Here is a 15,305-nt window from a genome sequence, read left to right on the forward strand (position 1 = left end):
TACATGTGCTAATCATGTTTATCCTGCGTGATAAGATGCGTGCAGTATGAATTTCATTTAAATAGTTTCATTTATGATAACTTATTTAGAATTTAATTCATTGCATTATAGTATTTCATTGTCATTGTTGGTTGTTTGTATATTTTTCTTGTTCATTGAAAAAGAGTGAACATTAAAAAAGAATGAAGTATGTAAAACGTCTGTGGTTGCGGTTTGTATTTTCGTATAAAATACTAAATCCGTCAATTTTGATGTGTTTTTATTAACTTTTTCGCCGCTTTCCAATGATTTTTCATCCTCATATTTCTCATGTCGTTTCCATTGTCCACTTCGATACTTGTTATGAATGGCCAGTCTGAATCTATTGTTTTTTAGTGGAAATTCGAGAGCTCAACGAGTGTTGGAGATGCGGTCATCTGGGGTATCGTTTGAGATTGAATTCTCAAGTGCATTGCCAATACAAATAATAGAGAAGGGTTAAACAACAATGCAGTCATCGGTTTTTTTTTCATCGGCTGTCTTTTTTATTGGCACCTTTCTCATGGGGTGTGGCAACAATAGGGCTGAAGTGCCGCGCGTGGCAGAAAATGGTCCCGATGCACGGGCTTCCGCTCTGGTACAGAAGATGACGCTGGACGAAAAAATCCAATTGGTTCACGGGATTGGGCCCGGTGCTTCACCGTTGAACGGAGCGGGATATATTCCTGGTATCAAGCGTCTTGGTATTCCAGATATTAACATGGCTGACTCTTCGACCAGTGTCAGGGTTGCCAACGTGAATGCGACGGTCATGCCGTCGACGTTGGCCCTCGCTGCTAGTTGGGATCGGGATATGGCATTTGAGTACGGTGCTTTGATCGGGCGAGAATTGCGGACGTTGGGCTTCGTTGAAGGGCTCGGGGGCGGCATTAATTTGATTCGAGAGCCGAGGAACGGTCGTACTTTCGAATATCTGGGCGAGGATCCTGTACTGGCAGGATATCTTTTGGCGCAGCGCACTCGGGGTACGCAGCAGCAGAAGGTTATCGCTACGGTCAAGCATTTCGCATTGAATAACCAGGAAACAAACCGGTTTACTTCAAACTCTGTAGTCGATGAACGGACCATGCGGCAACTATACCTGCTCGGGTTTGAAATAGCGATCAAGGAAGGCCAGCCTGGCAATGTCATGTGTGCTTATAACTATGTTAATGGGATCAAGGCATGTGAAAACTCCTATCTATTGAATTCTGTGTTAAAGAATGAGTGGGGATTCAAGGGGTACGTACAGTCTGACTGGAGTTTCGCCATCAGTAATGCCGTGAGAGCGGCCAACGCTGGATTGGATGAAGAGCAGCCAGGCTCGCTGGATGACGCTGTGGGTGCCGGTGGGGAACCAACGTACTTTAACCAGAAGCTGAAGTCTGCACTGGCTACTGGCCAAGTATCCATGGGCCGGTTGGATGACATGGTGACACGGAAGTTGCGAGCTCTGTTTCAGGGCGGTATTATGGATTCCCCACCAGTTTCTGGTGGCGTGATAAACCGCGCCGATGGACGAGCAGTCGCAAAAAAAATTGCTGACGCTTCCATCGTACTGTTAAAAAACCAAAGCGAAAATGGCGCGGGAAAAAAACTCTTGCCGCTTGATGGCAAGGCTGTCAAATCTATTGTCGTCATAGGTGCCCACGCTTCTGTTGGGGTGATGGCAGGAGGCGGCTCTGGTGGCCCTTTCGCCTCAGTGAGCAATCCAGTGGCCTGCTTGTTGCCAGAAAAAATGTTTTCGGAATGTGCCCCCTATTCCGCGTCGTCGCCATTGGAGGCAATCAAAGCTAAGGCTGGGCTTGCCCAAGTGCGTTATTTTGATGGCAATGATGTCCGCGCAGCCTCGGATGCCGCAGCGACTGCTGACGTGGCAATTATTTTTGCCTCGCAGTTCAGCGGCGAAGGACGGGATCTGATTTCCCTGGCATTGCCTGATCAGCATACCGATCCCGCCAATCAATCCTATGATCAACGCGTCTTGATCGAGGCTGTGGCCAAAAAGAATCCGCGTACTGTAGTAGTACTGGAAAATGGTACCGCAGTGACTATGCCATGGCTGAATTCCGTTTCTGCGGTGCTGGCCGCGTGGTATCCGGGAGATAGTGGCGGGGAGTCCATCGCTGATATTTTATTTGGTGATGTCAATCCCTCGGGAAAGTTACCCATTTCTTTTCCCAAAACAGAGCAAGATTTACCCCAGAGAAAAATTTCATCAAGCGATTTGAATGTCATCTATAACGAAGGGCTGATGATGGGGTATCGGTGGTACGATTATCATAAGATAGAGCCATTGTTCGAATTTGGTTATGGATTGTCATACACCAGTTTCGATTATACAGATATGAAAACTGAGTTAAGTCAGAATGGTGAAGTCAAAATCAGCTTTAGTTTGAAAAATACTGGCAGCCGCAGCGGCGCTGAAGTCATGCAAATTTATGCATCGATACCATCCGATGGCGAACCACCGCAACGTCTGATAGGGTGGGCGAAAGTACATCTGACCAGCGGTCAACAACGAACCGTGGAGTTATTAATTGCGCGGGAACGCTTGCAGGTATGGGATGCACTAAAACGGCAATGGTTCATACCCAAAGGCAGTTACGAGTTTCGTGTCGCAAATTCATCAAGGGCCCGCAACATTTTACGCAATACCAAGTCATTGTAAATATACTGCTAGAATTAATGATTGGTTTTTACTTTAAGAAATAATTAGATCAATGGTTTCCTTTTTTTACGGGGAGTGGATGTGATTTCCCGGCAAAAGTTGAATGTTGTATATCTTATGGGGAATCAGGGCGTTAATTATTTGATGCCACTTTTGGTTCTCCCATTTTTGATGCATACGTTGGGCCCTTTAAAATTCGGCATTCTAAGTTTCTCGCTGGCGACAATGCAGTTCTTGATTTTGCTGACCGACTTCGGCTTTAATTATAGTGCAACTAAAAGCATCTCGATAGCGGGAAAAGACAAGCAGATTATTTCGGCTGTTTTTTTTCGTACTATATGGGCGAAAGCGATATTAAGCATTGTTTCATTATTCGTGATGCTGATTTTGATTGCGGTATTTGACGCTTTTAGTGCAATCAAAGAATTGTTATTTATAAATTTCGTGGCGGTAATTGGCACAGTAATATACCCAATTTGGTTATTTCAGGGACTTGAGAAGATGGGTTCTATTACCGCTTTTTCCATCCTGTCTCGTGCCTGCGTATTGATATCATTTTATTTTGTGGTAAATGGTGAGTCGGACATCAATATGGCGATGCTCTTGCTAGCCATTCCAAATTTATTGGCCGGAATATTTGCGATCATGACGATATATTATGGGCGTCTGGTCTATTGGGTGGCATTTTCTTTTTTTGAAATCCGGAAAGCATTTTTCGAAGGCGCCCAGGTATTTTCATCGACACTATTGACCAGTATGTATACGCTGATGACACCGGTAGTAGTTGGATTTGTTGCCGGACCCGAATCGGTAGGTTATTTGAATGTCGCGAATACTGTCAAGCAGGCAGTGTGCGGGTTGTTTTCTCCCATTCTGCAAGCATATTTTCCTAAAGTGAACGCGCTATATATTGATCAACCGGAAGCATCACGTTTTCTAGCGAAAACGATATTAAAATGGATGGCGTTGATGCTGTTCGTACTCTCTTTAGTTCTGTTTTTTATGTCGGAAATAATCATTGAAAAGGCATTTGGGGTAAAGTATTTGGCGGCTATCCCAGCATTAAAAGTTCTCGCCTTTGCACCGCTTTTTATTCTGATAAATTCAGTGATGGGACTCTTGTTCATGATTCCTCGTGGTGATATGAAAGGTTATTTGGGATCAATTTTTGCTGGAGCCGCAGTCAGTCTGCTGATTGTGGCGCCGGCGGCATATTATCTTAAAGAAACAGGCGGTGCTTTGACGTTGCTGGTGGTCGAATTGGTCGTCGGCATCTGTATGGCGTTGCGCATACGTAGTTATAAAAACTAGGAAATAGCAAGGAAAATGAATATATCAATAATTATTCCTTACTGGAAGCGTGAGAAGCAGATAGAGCTGATGTTTTCCAGTTTGGCTGAACAAATGCCACTTGACGTAGAAGCTGAAGTCCTGGTGTGTGATAGTCATAGTGGCGGACAAATTGAAGAAATTATTATTCGCGCTCGGAAAATATATCCATGCCTGAATATCCGTCATTTGCATTGTGAGAATATTGTTGCACAAAAAAGAAATGTTGGTATGCGCGAGGCTCGTCATGACTTGTTGATTTTTCTTGATGATGACTGTGTGCCACAAGCGGACTATTTGAAAAATGTCTTCCTTGACGTGCTAAAACATCCAGGTGATATATTGTGCGGCGAAATTCGCTTCCCGACGAACTTGGTAACGGGCAGTAATTATTATCGTTATCGAGATTCTAAACATCCTACTTTTTTATCTCGGCCATTTCGCGAGTTGGACCAGTGGAGTTTTGTTTCAATGAACATGGTGGCGAAAAAATCAGATTTGATGCAAGCAGGGTTGTCTTATGATGAGCGCTTCATTGGTTATGGTTGCGAGGATCATGAATTTCCATGGCGTGTACTTAAGGCAGGGCTGAAGATCAAGATGGGAGAGTTTTGTATTGATCATCATGAATACGATGGTGATATTGTTAAATATAAGCGGAAAATATTTTGCACTGCGCGTGATGGGATGTATATGCTTTCATGTTTAGCACCAGAAATCGTGTTTTCGCATCGAAAACTGAGTATGATCGAGATGATCTATTCTGGAAAAAAGGTTCCGACTATTTTGGTAAGAGCAATTTCTTCAGTTTTGTTTAATCGATACCTTTGTCGTGCCATTGAGTATTTTCTACAAAAAACAGATAAAAAAAGAAATTTCTATTTTCCGAGAGCATATCGTTATGTTCTGCTGTGTAATTATCTTGCCGGAGTCGGGTCGCGTGAACATCGCCTGACGGAAGCCGCTGTTGGGGCGGGATGGTATGAATAAAGTCTATAATTTATTAATATCGTTGCTCATATGGTCATTTTTTCTTCATTTATTACGAAATGTAAATGGCGCATATGTTGCAATTCAAGGTATTATTTTTGTGGCGACTGGTGCTTGGTTTTGTGTGAATTATAAGCTAATAAAGAGCGATGTCATTGCCATCGTCATGCTTAGCTGTGTGTTTTTTTATGTATTGTTATTGTCCGTTATTTATAATGATGATTATGGCGGTGCTGCGCTTGGTATTTTTCGATTCTCAAGCTTGATTATGGCATTTTTGAGCGCGTTAATGGTTATCCGGAGCGATAAGATTGAGGTGTTCTGGATGATCTTTAGTCAGTTCATGGCATTGTGTGCCTTGTCATTGTATTTTCAATTTATTTTTGGTCCTATTGATTGGTTTGCGGAATCAAGCGAGCGGGCTGGTTTTTCACGTTATGCTTCACTCGCAGGAAGCCTGACCGTATACGGCGTAATCTGTGGAATGGCGATAATATCAAGCTATTTTTATTATCAGGGTTGGAAGAGAATATTATTGATATCCATAATTGTTTCCGGAGGTTTTATTTCTCTGCAAAAAGCTGCGATTGCCAATATTTTCATTGCGGCATTGGGCATAGCGATTATTGAGAAGATTTCTTTTAGACAATTATTTAAGGTTGGTTTGATTGTTCTGATCATTGGCGCAGTCGTTTTGTGGAGCACTGGACTATATGATATTGCTGAAGTTGGATTTAAGAGTTCGCTAGGTGCAGCGGGTGAGGATGTTCAATCCGATGTCTCCCTATTGCAAAGTGCTTTTGATCGTATTGTTGAATTGCCTGGAATTGTCTTCGAGTTTTATGGTTTAAACCGGCTTTTCTGGGGTATGGGCGTATTTGGTGGTTCTGGCTCTCTTGGTTATCCTGATTTACCGATGATGCATAATGCGTATTTTGATATAATTTCAATCGCAGGATTGCCGTTGTTTAGTGCCTTGTTGATCTACTTCATCACGCTGGTTTATAAAGCAATTTATTACTTTGGTACGTTGGTGAGTGCAGGCATAGATCGGAAAGTGAGCGTACTAATTTTCCTCATGTCCATGCTAAATATGCTTTTTGCAAGTGGGAATTTTTTCCAGCCAGTGATTGCGATTATTTTATGGGTGTCGGTAATATACGTGGCGCGTATGCGCGGTCGTATATGATGTGTCATGTAAATTATTTATAAAGAAAATATTATGTTTAAAGATAAAGTTTTGTTGATTACCGGCGGCACAGGTTCATTTGGAAATGCTGTATTGAAACGTTTCTTGAACACATCTATTGGCGAAATCCGGATCTTCAGTCGGGATGAGAAGAAGCAAGATGACATGCGCAAGAAATATAATCATCCCAAGCTGAAGTTCTATATCGGCGACGTGCGCGATTATTCCAGCGTGCTCAATGCTACGCGTGGAGTTGATTTTATTTTTCATGCTGCTGCATTAAAGCAGGTACCATCGTGTGAATTCCACCCGATGGAGGCTGTCAAGACGAATATCATCGGGACCGAAAACCTGCTGGAGGCCGCAATTCAGAACGGTGTCCGACGTGTGGTATGTCTTAGCACGGATAAGGCTGCCTATCCGATTAACGCCATGGGTATTTCTAAAGCCATGATGGAAAAAGTCATGGTAGCCAAGTCACGCAATGTGGATGATGCCAAGACTGTCATTTGCGGTACCCGCTACGGTAATGTGATGGCGTCGCGGGGTTCCGTCATCCCCTTGTTTGTCGATCAGATACGAGCTGGAGCCGCGCTCACCATTACTGATCCGGCTATGACGCGCTTTATGATGACCCTGGAAGATGCGGTTGATCTGGTGTTGTACGCTTTTGAGCATGGTAGCAATGGCGACATTTTTGTGCAAAAGGCGCCGGCTGCCACAGTGGATACACTCGTACAAGCATTGCTGGGATTGCTGGACAAATCCGGCCATCAGGTGGATATCATCGGCACGCGCCATGGTGAAAAACTTTACGAAACGTTGCTTAGCCGTGAAGAAATGGCGGCGGCGGAGGATCGTGGAGATTACTTCCGTGTTCCCCCTGATTTGCGGGATTTGAATTATGGAAAATTTGTCGAGCATGGCGAGCAGAAGATTTCGACCGCCGAGGACTATAATTCGCATAATACGCACCGCCTTGATGTGAAGGGCATGCAGGCACTCTTGATGAAACTGGAATTCATCAAGAGTATCGTCCGCGGCGAAAATGCTGTTGCAGAAAGCTAATGCCATGAAAGTACTTGTTACTGGCGCAAATGGCTTTATCGGCAAGAATTTGTTGATTCGTTTACGCGAGCGCGGCAATATTGATATCCTTACTTTCGTACGTGGGGAACGGCTGTCCTCTCTGGCCGAGAAGGTGGCCGAGGCTGATTTCATTTTTCATCTGGCTGGCGTAAATCGGCCACAGAATGAAGCGGAGTTTGTCGAGGGAAATACCGACCTGACGCAGCGCCTTTGCGAAATTGTGCGCGCAGATGGGCGGGGTGTCCCTGTGTTGTACGCATCGTCTTCCCAGGCAAGCCGCGAAAACCCGTATGGCGTCAGCAAGCGTAGCGCGGAAGATGCGTTACGGTCCCTGTCGTCCGAGGGCATGGCGCCAACCTATATATACCGTTTGCCCAACGTGTTCGGTAAATGGTGCCGGCCCAATTACAATTCTGCCGTAGCGACGTTTTCGTACAATATTGCGCACGGTTTGCCGATTCAGATCAATGACCCGGCCGCGCCGTTGCAGCTGGTGTATGTTGATGATGTGATTACTGACTTTTTGTGCGCGCTAGATACAAAACCAGTGGCTGGCGAGCGAGAGGTCGCGCCTGTCTATGCAATTACAGTTGGTGCACTTGCTCAACAGTTGCAGGCGTTCCGCGACAGCCGCACATCCATGGTCATCGAGGCTGTTGGGACAGGCCTGATACGTGCCTTGTATTCCACTTATATCAGCTATTTCAGCCCGGATCAGTTTGCATATCCTTTGGCCCGCCATGCGGATCCGCGTGGCGTATTTGTCGAAATGCTTAAAACCCGCGATGCTGGCCAGTTTTCCTATTTCACAGCGCATCCCGGGATTACCCGCGGTGGACATTATCATCATACTAAAACAGAGAAGTTTCTTGTCATAAAAGGACGTGCCCGGTTTGGATTCCGCCAGATTGATACTGGCGAAACCTATACGCTGCTCACGGATGGTGAGACCCCGCAAGTTGTGGAAACCATTCCTGGATGGTCGCACGACATTACTAACATCGGTGAGGAAGAAATGATTGTGATGTTGTGGGCGAATGAGATATTTGACCGGGCGCATCCAGACACAATTACGTACGAGGTTTAAGAGATGAAAAAATTAAAAGTAATGACAGTGGTTGGCACGCGTCCGGAAATTATTCGCCTGTCGCGTGTCATGGCCGTGTTGGATCGGCATTGCGATCATGTGATCGCCCACACCGGACAGAATTATGATTACGAGCTGAATGAGATTTTTTTCCAGGACCTGGAAGTACGCAAGCCCGATCATTTTTTGAATGCTGCAGGAAGCAACGCGGCGGAAACCATTGGAAAAGTCATCATTGCGGTCGATGCGGTGCTGGAGCAGGAGCGGCCTGATGCCGTGTTGATTTTAGGAGATACGAACAGTTGCCTTTCGGCAATTCCTGCCAAGCGTCGTAAGATACCAATTTTCCATATGGAGGCGGGTAATCGCTGTTTCGATCAACGGGTGCCTGAAGAAACGAATCGCAAGATTGTCGACCATACTGCCGATATCAACATGACCTATAGCGATATTGCTCGCGAGTATCTGTTGCGCGAAGGTTTGCCGCCTGATCGTATTATCAAGACTGGTAGCCCGATGTTTGAAGTCTTGCATCATTATTTGCCAGGCATCGACGCTTCGAATGCGCTGGTACGCCTCGACCTGGAAGAGGGGCAGTATTTCGTGGTAAGTGCGCATCGTGAGGAAAATATCGATTCGGATATCAATTTTCTCAAGCTGATGCATGCATTGAATCTGGTGGCGGAAACCTATCAGTTGCCCGTCATTGTGTCGACGCATCCGCGGACGCAAAAGCGCATTGATGCCAAGGGTTTCGTTTTTCATCCGCTGGTGCGCTTGCTCAAGCCGCTGGGATTCAAGGACTATGTACATCTGCAAGCACGGGCGCGTGCCGTGTTGTCCGATAGCGGCACGATTACCGAAGAGTCTTCCATCCTGAACTTTCCCGCGCTGAATATTCGTGAGGCGCATGAGCGTCCCGAAGGCATGGAAGAAGCGTCTGTGATGATGACTGGTCTGGATGGCGAGCGCATCTTACAGGCATTGGCGATTCTCGAAACGCAATCCCGTGGCGCGCAGCGCAACTTGCGCCAAATTGCCGATTACAGCATGCCAAACGTGTCGGAAAAGGTGCTGCGTATTATCCATAGCTATACCGACTATGTTAATCGCGTAGTGTGGAAAAAGGCGTAAGCCCGCTCACGAAAAGGAACCCCTTGCGTATTCTTTTGTTAACCCAGTGGTTCGATCCTGAACCAACTTTCAAGGGGCTGCTGTTTGCCCAGAAATTGCAGGAACTCGGACATGAGGTCGAGGTAGTTACCGGTTTTCCCAATTATCCTGAGGGAAAAATATATGCCGGTTATCGTCAGGCGTGGTGCCATCGCGAAATCATTGGCGGCGTGCGAATAGCACGCGTACCGCTTTATGCTAGCCACGATAGCTCTGCCTTGAAGCGTCTGTTGAATTATTTTAGTTTTGCTTTGTCGTCCAGCTTGTACGGGATTTTCATGGCGCGCAAGGCCGAAGTCATCTACGTTTATCATCCACCAATGACAGTTGGTGTCGCTGGTGCCTTGATCGGTTGGTTCCGGCGTACGCCTTTTGTCTATGATATTCAGGACCTGTGGCCGGATACTCTAAAGGCGACAGGTATGATTGGCAATCCCCGTATATTGGGTGTCGCGGGAGCCGTATGTAATTGGATTTATCGCCGAGCCAGCCATATCGTTGTATTGTCACCAGGTTTTCGGAGCCTGTTGGCCGAGCGTGGGGTACCCGACAAGAAGATGTCGCTTATTTATAATTGGTGTGACGAGACTGGGCTGCAAGCGCCGGTGGGCGGAGCTGGGGATCTGTCGTTTATGAACGACCGCTTTAATGTGGTGTTTGCTGGAAATATGGGAAAAGCACAGGCGCTGGAGGCGGTCATCGCTGCTGCGCAGCTGGTGGCGGCGGAAAATAGCAGCGTACAATTTGTACTGGTTGGTGGCGGGGTTGAGGTGGAAAACCTGAAGGCGTTATGCGCGAAGCACAACTTGCAAAATTTGCGTTTTGTGCCCCGTATGCCGATGAGCGAGGTTGGAGAGGTATTGGCTCGTGCAGATGCCTTGCTCGTCCACCTGAAGGATGATCCCTTGTTCTCCATCACCATTCCATCCAAGACGCAAGCGTATTTTGCTGTAGGACGGCCAATTATCATGGCGGTGCGAGGTGACGCAGCTGATTTGCTGCGTGAAGCTGATGCTGGCGTCGTGGCGATACCGGAGAACCCGGAGTCGATTGCGCAAGGCGTGTTGCAATTAGCCCAGTTACCGTTGTCCGAGCGCGAGGCGATGGGACACAGGGCTGTCCAGTTCTATAAGAACAAGCTTTCCTTGAGTGTGGGTGTCGCCGCATTTGTCAAGGTTTTTGAGCATGTTTTGTTTTCAAAAAAAAATGCGGGAAAGTACTGATTCATATGTTGAAAAGAACCTTCGATTTTATGACCGCCTTGTTAGCGATCATAGTGTTGTCACCTCTGATCGCCTTACTGGCACTGCTGGTACGCCTGTTTCTTGGCGCGCCCATCCTATTTTCGCAAACGCGTCCTGGGTTACATGGGCAGCCTTTCACTGTCTATAAGTTTCGTAGCATGACGGATGAGAAAAATGCAACAGGTGAATTGTTGCCTGATGAAATACGTTTGACGCCTTTTGGCTTGTTTTTGCGTCGCAGCAGTCTCGATGAACTGCCTCAGTTGTTCAACGTATTGAAAGGAGATGTAAGTCTGGTTGGCCCCCGGCCGTTATTGATGGAATATTTGCCACTCTATTCCTCGGAGCAGGCTCGCCGGCATCTGGTCCGGCCAGGTATCACTGGTTGGGCGCAAGTAAATGGACGCAATGCTATTAGCTGGGAAAGAAAATTTGAACTTGATGCATGGTATGTAGATCATCAGTCTTTTCTTTTAGATATAAAAATATTGTTTCTTACAGTAAAAAAAGTACTGGTTAAGGAAGGTATTAGCGCTGACGGAGTGGAGACGATGCCACGCTTTCAGGGGGGTATCAAGGATAAAAGCTAAATGTATAAGAACTTAGTGATTTTTGGAATCGGCGGCATGGGGCGCGAGGCGCACCAGATCGTCGAGGATATAAATGCAACGGCGCCTGAATTTAACTTTCTGGGTTTTTTAGACGAAAAGCGTGAGAATCATGGCTGCGATGTGCATGGTTTTCCTGTATTGGGCGGTCTGGAATGGCTGGAGCAGCACAGCGATACGTACGTCGTAATTGCGATTGGCAATACGAGCGCAAGACGCAAGATCGTTGCGAGCATTGAACAACGCTGTGAGGTGAAATTTCTTAAATTGGTGCATCCGCATGCTTGGATCGGCAATCGTGTAGTGATCGGCGATGGCGCGATTATTTGTTCCGGCGCGCGGCTTACAACGGATATTGTGATTGGCAAGCATGTCATTGTGAATGTTGATGCCAGAATTTTTCATGACGCACGTATTCATGATTACGTAACTATTGCACCGTCAGTAAATATTGCTGGCGCAGTTCAAGTTGGCGAAGGCTGCGATTTTGGAATTGGTAGTACCATTATTCAGGGAAAAAGTATAGGTCCCTGGTCGATTATCGGCGCCGGAACTGTTGTTATACATGACGTCACCTCTGACGTTACCGTTGTTGGCGTTCCCGCCAAAGTGATTAAAACCCGTCAGCCTGGCTGGCATCATGGATTATAAGATGAAATCTATATTACCTCCTCCTGCGGCATGGCCTGTTTATCCGGAAGATGAAATTGCTGTCGTGACTGATATATTGCGGTCAGGGAAAGTTAACTATTGGACTGGCGATACTGGCCGGGCTTTTGAGCGTGAGTATGCCGCCTATGTCGGCAGCAGGCATGCCATTGCGGTTGCCAATGGAACTGTAGCGCTGGAGCTTGCCTTGTACGCGCTGGGCATAGGCTCAGGTGATGAAGTCATTACCACCAGTCGTACTTATATCGCTTCGGCAAGTTGTGCAGTAATGCGAGGCGCTGTGCCTGTTATCGTCGACGTTGACCGTGACACGCAAAATATTTCGCCTGCTGCTATTCGCGCAGCAATCACGCCGAAAACCAGAGCGATTCTAGTTGTGCATCTGGCTGGCTGGCCATGCGACATGGATGCGATCATGACACTGGCTGAAGAGTTTGACCTGAAGGTGATCGAGGACTGCGCGCAAGCGCATGGTGCTACCTATAAAGGGCGTCAAGTTGGGTCGATTGGCCATGCGGCGGCATTTTCTTTTTGTCAGGATAAAATCATATCAACTGGCGGCGAGGGTGGAATGATGACCACTAGCGATGAGGCTGTATGGGAAAAGGCCTGGGCCTACAAAGATATTGGTCGAAGCTACGATGCTGTCTATCGGCGCGAGCATCCACCAGGCTTTCGTTGGCTTACTGAAACCTTCGGGACGAATTGGCGATTGACCGAGGTTCAGTCGGCGATAGGTCGTCTGCAACTTGCCAAATTAAATGACTGGATCGCCACACGCAAACTACATGCGGCTTTCTTGACAGAGTTATTTTCCACGATTCCCGTGCTGCGACTGACATTGCCGCCACCAGAGATTGGTCATGCTTACTATAAGTATTATGTGTTCGTAAGGCCGGAATGCCTTGCGCCTGGCTGGAGTCGTGACCGTCTCATGGCAGAACTCAATGCCGCAGGTGTCCCTTGCTTCTCCGGTTCTTGCAGTGAAATACATCTTGAAAAAGCATTCGACAGCTTGCCTGAGCGTGCCGTGCATACGCCAGTGGCGCACGAACTAGGGGAGACGAGCCTGATGTTTCTGGTTCATCCTACGTTGACACCTGAGTATATACAGGCGGTCGGTGAGGTATTGCGGAAGGTATTTGCGCAAGCATCGCATTAACTGGCTGCAGCGCATTTGGCACAGCGCTTGTGTCGGCGAAGGCGCTAGTGTGAATTTTAGCGATGCGGTTCTGGCCCGTGAACGTGCCGTAGTTTATATTTAGATGGGTAATAATTAATGAAACCGTTATTAAGTTTTTCGCGGTTACGTAAACAAATTGTCGCGATAATGGTGGATATGTTTTTCTTACCATTAACTTTTTGTGTGGCGATTTTTTTGCGTTTTGACGGCTTCAACCTCGCTTTGTTCCGGCCATATGTATGGCTGATCGTTGCCGCGCCATTGGTGGCCATTCCGATTTTTATCCGATTTGGTTTATATCGGGCCGTCATCCGCTTTATTGACTACAAAATTGTGTATGTGGTCATGATAGGGGTGACCCTGTCTGTTGCCGTGCTGGTGACATTAGCGGCGTTTGTGAGTGGACTCAATGGCCTGTCGAGGGGCGTATTTGGCATCTATTGGCTGAACGCCATCATGTACATGTTGGCCAGTCGGTTCTTTGCGCGTGCTTATTTTATGCGGACGGCGAGAACCGATGGTGGCGTGAGGGTTGCCATCTACGGTGCAGGAAGCTCAGGAAATCAATTGGCTCAAGCACTTAACGGCGCTGGTGAATATCGCCCTCTATTTTTTATTGATGATAAAAAGGAATTGCAAGGAGCAACACTGGGTGGTATTCGTGTCTATGCACCAGAAGCGTTGCCGGATTTGATCGTCGATAAACAGATTAGCAAGATCCTCGTAGCGATGCCTTCACTGTCCAAGGCGCAGCAACGCCGTATCTTGGATCAGTTGGAGCCGCTGAAGATCAAAACCCTGGTGACGCCGCCAATCAAGAGTTTGGTTAGCGGCGTTGCGAGGGTGCAAGACATCCGTGAAATCGAGATCGAAGATTTGTTAGGGCGAGATGCAGTCGAGCCTGACCATGAATTGATGGCCATGTGCATTATTGGAAAATCCGTAATGGTGAGTGGCGCTGGTGGTTCGATAGGCTCGGAACTGTGCCGTCAAATATTGCGCCAGCAGCCAGCACGCCTGATCTTGCTGGAAATGTCGGAATTTGCGCTGTATTCCATTGAACAGGAACTGCAAGCGTTGCGCAAGTCCTTGCGCATCGAGGTAGAGTTGCTTCCCTTTCTGGGATCGGTGCTGGAAACGGAGAAATGTGAAAAGATTCTGCGCAGTTTCAATGTCGAAACGGTTTATCATGCTGCGGCTTATAAGCACGTGCCATTGGTCGAGCATAATCCGATCGATGGCATTCGAAATAATGCGCTGGGTACATGGAGCTTGGCGCAGGCGGCAGTATCGGCTAGAGTCAAGCGTTTTGTATTGATTTCAACGGACAAGGCAGTACGTCCGACGAATGTAATGGGATCGACAAAACGGATGGCCGAATTGATTTTGCAGGCATTTTCGCGCAAGCAAGCCCATACCTGTTTCTGTATGGTGCGTTTCGGAAACGTGTTGGGTTCTTCCGGATCGGTCGTGCCGTTATTCCGCAAGCAAATTATGGCAGGTGGCCCAATTACTATCACCCACCCGGAGATAACCCGCTACTTCATGACGATTCCTGAAGCTGCTCAACTGGTATTGCAGGCAGGAGCGATGGGGGCTGGTGGTGATGTATTTGTGCTGGACATGGGCGATCCGGTGAAGATTGTTGATCTCGCAAAGCGTATGGTTCATTTGAGTGGACTGGAAGTGAAAAGCGAGTTGACCCCTGATGGAACAATTGAGATTCATCATGTGGGCTTGCGGCCGGGCGAGAAACTGTATGAGGAATTGTTGATCGGTGAGAATGTGGAAGGGACTGAACATCCGCTGATTATGCGGGCGCAGGAGTCGGAAATTCCTTGGCAACAATTAGAGCCAATGTTGAACGAGATGACTCAAGCCTGTAATAATTTTGACCATGAACAAATACGTGCCTTGTTATTGCGCATAGTGCGTGAATACACACCGCAATGCGGTATTGAGGATTTGCTTTGGTCTGTACAAGATAGCCAGACTACATGTGATTGAAATCCAGTGGTTACAGTGGTACGTTGAACGAAGAAACGGCGTATATAG

12 protein-coding genes are annotated in these 15,305 nt (G+C 47.1%); all 12 read left to right on the forward strand.

What is annotated here, in order from left to right:
- Positions 1 to 487 precede the first annotated feature (487 nt).
- The 12 genes from ACQ4WS_RS09075 (at position 488) to ACQ4WS_RS09130 (ending at position 15,257) form a co-directional block, all read left to right on the forward strand.
- Entirely contained in the window at positions 488 to 2,689 is a 2,202-nt protein-coding gene (locus ACQ4WS_RS09075; protein WP_436475528.1) for a beta-glucosidase family protein, read from the forward strand.
- Positions 2,690 to 2,770: 81 nt separating this feature from the next.
- Complete coding sequence (locus tag ACQ4WS_RS09080) at positions 2,771 to 4,000, forward strand: oligosaccharide flippase family protein (RefSeq protein WP_436475530.1); 1,230 nt, start codon at positions 2,771 to 2,773, stop codon at positions 3,998 to 4,000.
- Between the two features lie 15 nt (positions 4,001 to 4,015).
- Positions 4,016 to 5,008: a glycosyltransferase family 2 protein gene (locus ACQ4WS_RS09085; protein WP_436475532.1), complete on the forward strand. Its 993-nt coding sequence runs from the start codon at positions 4,016 to 4,018 to the stop codon at positions 5,006 to 5,008.
- Positions 5,001 to 6,197, forward strand: coding sequence for a hypothetical protein (locus ACQ4WS_RS09090; protein WP_436475534.1), 1,197 nt, complete (start codon positions 5,001 to 5,003; stop codon positions 6,195 to 6,197). The genes ACQ4WS_RS09085 and ACQ4WS_RS09090 overlap by 8 nt, the downstream gene beginning before the upstream one ends.
- A gap of 33 nt (positions 6,198 to 6,230) precedes the next feature.
- A complete protein-coding gene (locus ACQ4WS_RS09095) occupies positions 6,231 to 7,265 on the forward strand; it encodes a polysaccharide biosynthesis protein (RefSeq protein WP_436475536.1) in 1,035 nt (344 codons plus the stop codon).
- The gene (wbjC, locus tag ACQ4WS_RS09100) at positions 7,246 to 8,373 is read left to right on the forward strand and encodes a UDP-2-acetamido-2,6-beta-L-arabino-hexul-4-ose reductase (RefSeq protein ID WP_436475538.1); all 1,128 of its coding nucleotides are present in this window, start codon (positions 7,246 to 7,248) and stop codon (positions 8,371 to 8,373) included. The genes ACQ4WS_RS09095 and wbjC overlap by 20 nt, the downstream gene beginning before the upstream one ends.
- Positions 8,374 to 8,376: 3 nt before the next feature.
- On the forward strand, positions 8,377 to 9,507 hold the full coding sequence (gene wecB / locus ACQ4WS_RS09105; RefSeq protein WP_436475540.1) for a non-hydrolyzing UDP-N-acetylglucosamine 2-epimerase: 1,131 nt from the start codon (positions 8,377 to 8,379) through the stop codon (positions 9,505 to 9,507).
- A 23-nt stretch (positions 9,508 to 9,530) separates the two neighbouring features.
- Positions 9,531 to 10,769, forward strand: a complete 1,239-nt coding sequence (locus ACQ4WS_RS09110; protein WP_436475542.1) for a glycosyltransferase family 4 protein — start codon at positions 9,531 to 9,533, stop codon at positions 10,767 to 10,769.
- 5 nt (positions 10,770 to 10,774) lie between these two features.
- Positions 10,775 to 11,380, forward strand: a complete 606-nt coding sequence (locus ACQ4WS_RS09115; RefSeq protein WP_436475543.1) for a sugar transferase — start codon at positions 10,775 to 10,777, stop codon at positions 11,378 to 11,380.
- Positions 11,381 to 12,049 carry an acetyltransferase gene (locus ACQ4WS_RS09120; protein WP_436475545.1) on the forward strand — a complete coding sequence of 223 codons (669 nt, stop codon included), beginning with the start codon at positions 11,381 to 11,383 and terminating at the stop codon, positions 12,047 to 12,049.
- A gap of 1 nt (position 12,050) precedes the next feature.
- The gene (locus tag ACQ4WS_RS09125) at positions 12,051 to 13,229 is read left to right on the forward strand and encodes a DegT/DnrJ/EryC1/StrS family aminotransferase (protein WP_436475547.1); all 1,179 of its coding nucleotides are present in this window, start codon (positions 12,051 to 12,053) and stop codon (positions 13,227 to 13,229) included.
- A gap of 117 nt (positions 13,230 to 13,346) precedes the next feature.
- Entirely contained in the window at positions 13,347 to 15,257 is a 1,911-nt protein-coding gene (locus tag ACQ4WS_RS09130) for a polysaccharide biosynthesis protein (RefSeq protein ID WP_436475549.1), read from the forward strand.
- Positions 15,258 to 15,305 lie beyond the last annotated feature (48 nt).

Origin of the sequence: Janthinobacterium leeuwenhoeki, assembly GCF_051380795.1 — a bacterium.
Lineage (GTDB): Bacteria > Pseudomonadota > Gammaproteobacteria > Burkholderiales > Burkholderiaceae_D > Janthinobacterium.

What these genes read in the sequence shown, in the direction of transcription:
- ACQ4WS_RS09075 (WP_436475528.1), top strand. Translation starts at nt 488, where the DNA reads ATGCAGTCATCGGTTTTTTTTTCATCGGCTGTCTTTTTTATTGGCACC.
- ACQ4WS_RS09085 (WP_436475532.1), top strand. Translation starts at nt 4,016, where the DNA reads ATGAATATATCAATAATTATTCCTTACTGGAAGCGTGAGAAGCAGATA.
- ACQ4WS_RS09090 (WP_436475534.1), top strand. Translation starts at nt 5,001, where the DNA reads ATGAATAAAGTCTATAATTTATTAATATCGTTGCTCATATGGTCATTT.
- ACQ4WS_RS09095 (WP_436475536.1), top strand. Translation starts at nt 6,231, where the DNA reads ATGTTTAAAGATAAAGTTTTGTTGATTACCGGCGGCACAGGTTCATTT.
- wbjC (WP_436475538.1), top strand. Translation starts at nt 7,246, where the DNA reads ATGCTGTTGCAGAAAGCTAATGCCATGAAAGTACTTGTTACTGGCGCA.
- wecB (WP_436475540.1), top strand. Translation starts at nt 8,377, where the DNA reads ATGAAAAAATTAAAAGTAATGACAGTGGTTGGCACGCGTCCGGAAATT.
- ACQ4WS_RS09115 (WP_436475543.1), top strand. Translation starts at nt 10,775, where the DNA reads ATGTTGAAAAGAACCTTCGATTTTATGACCGCCTTGTTAGCGATCATA.
- ACQ4WS_RS09120 (WP_436475545.1), top strand. Translation starts at nt 11,381, where the DNA reads ATGTATAAGAACTTAGTGATTTTTGGAATCGGCGGCATGGGGCGCGAG.
- ACQ4WS_RS09125 (WP_436475547.1), top strand. Translation starts at nt 12,051, where the DNA reads ATGAAATCTATATTACCTCCTCCTGCGGCATGGCCTGTTTATCCGGAA.
- ACQ4WS_RS09130 (WP_436475549.1), top strand. Translation starts at nt 13,347, where the DNA reads ATGAAACCGTTATTAAGTTTTTCGCGGTTACGTAAACAAATTGTCGCG.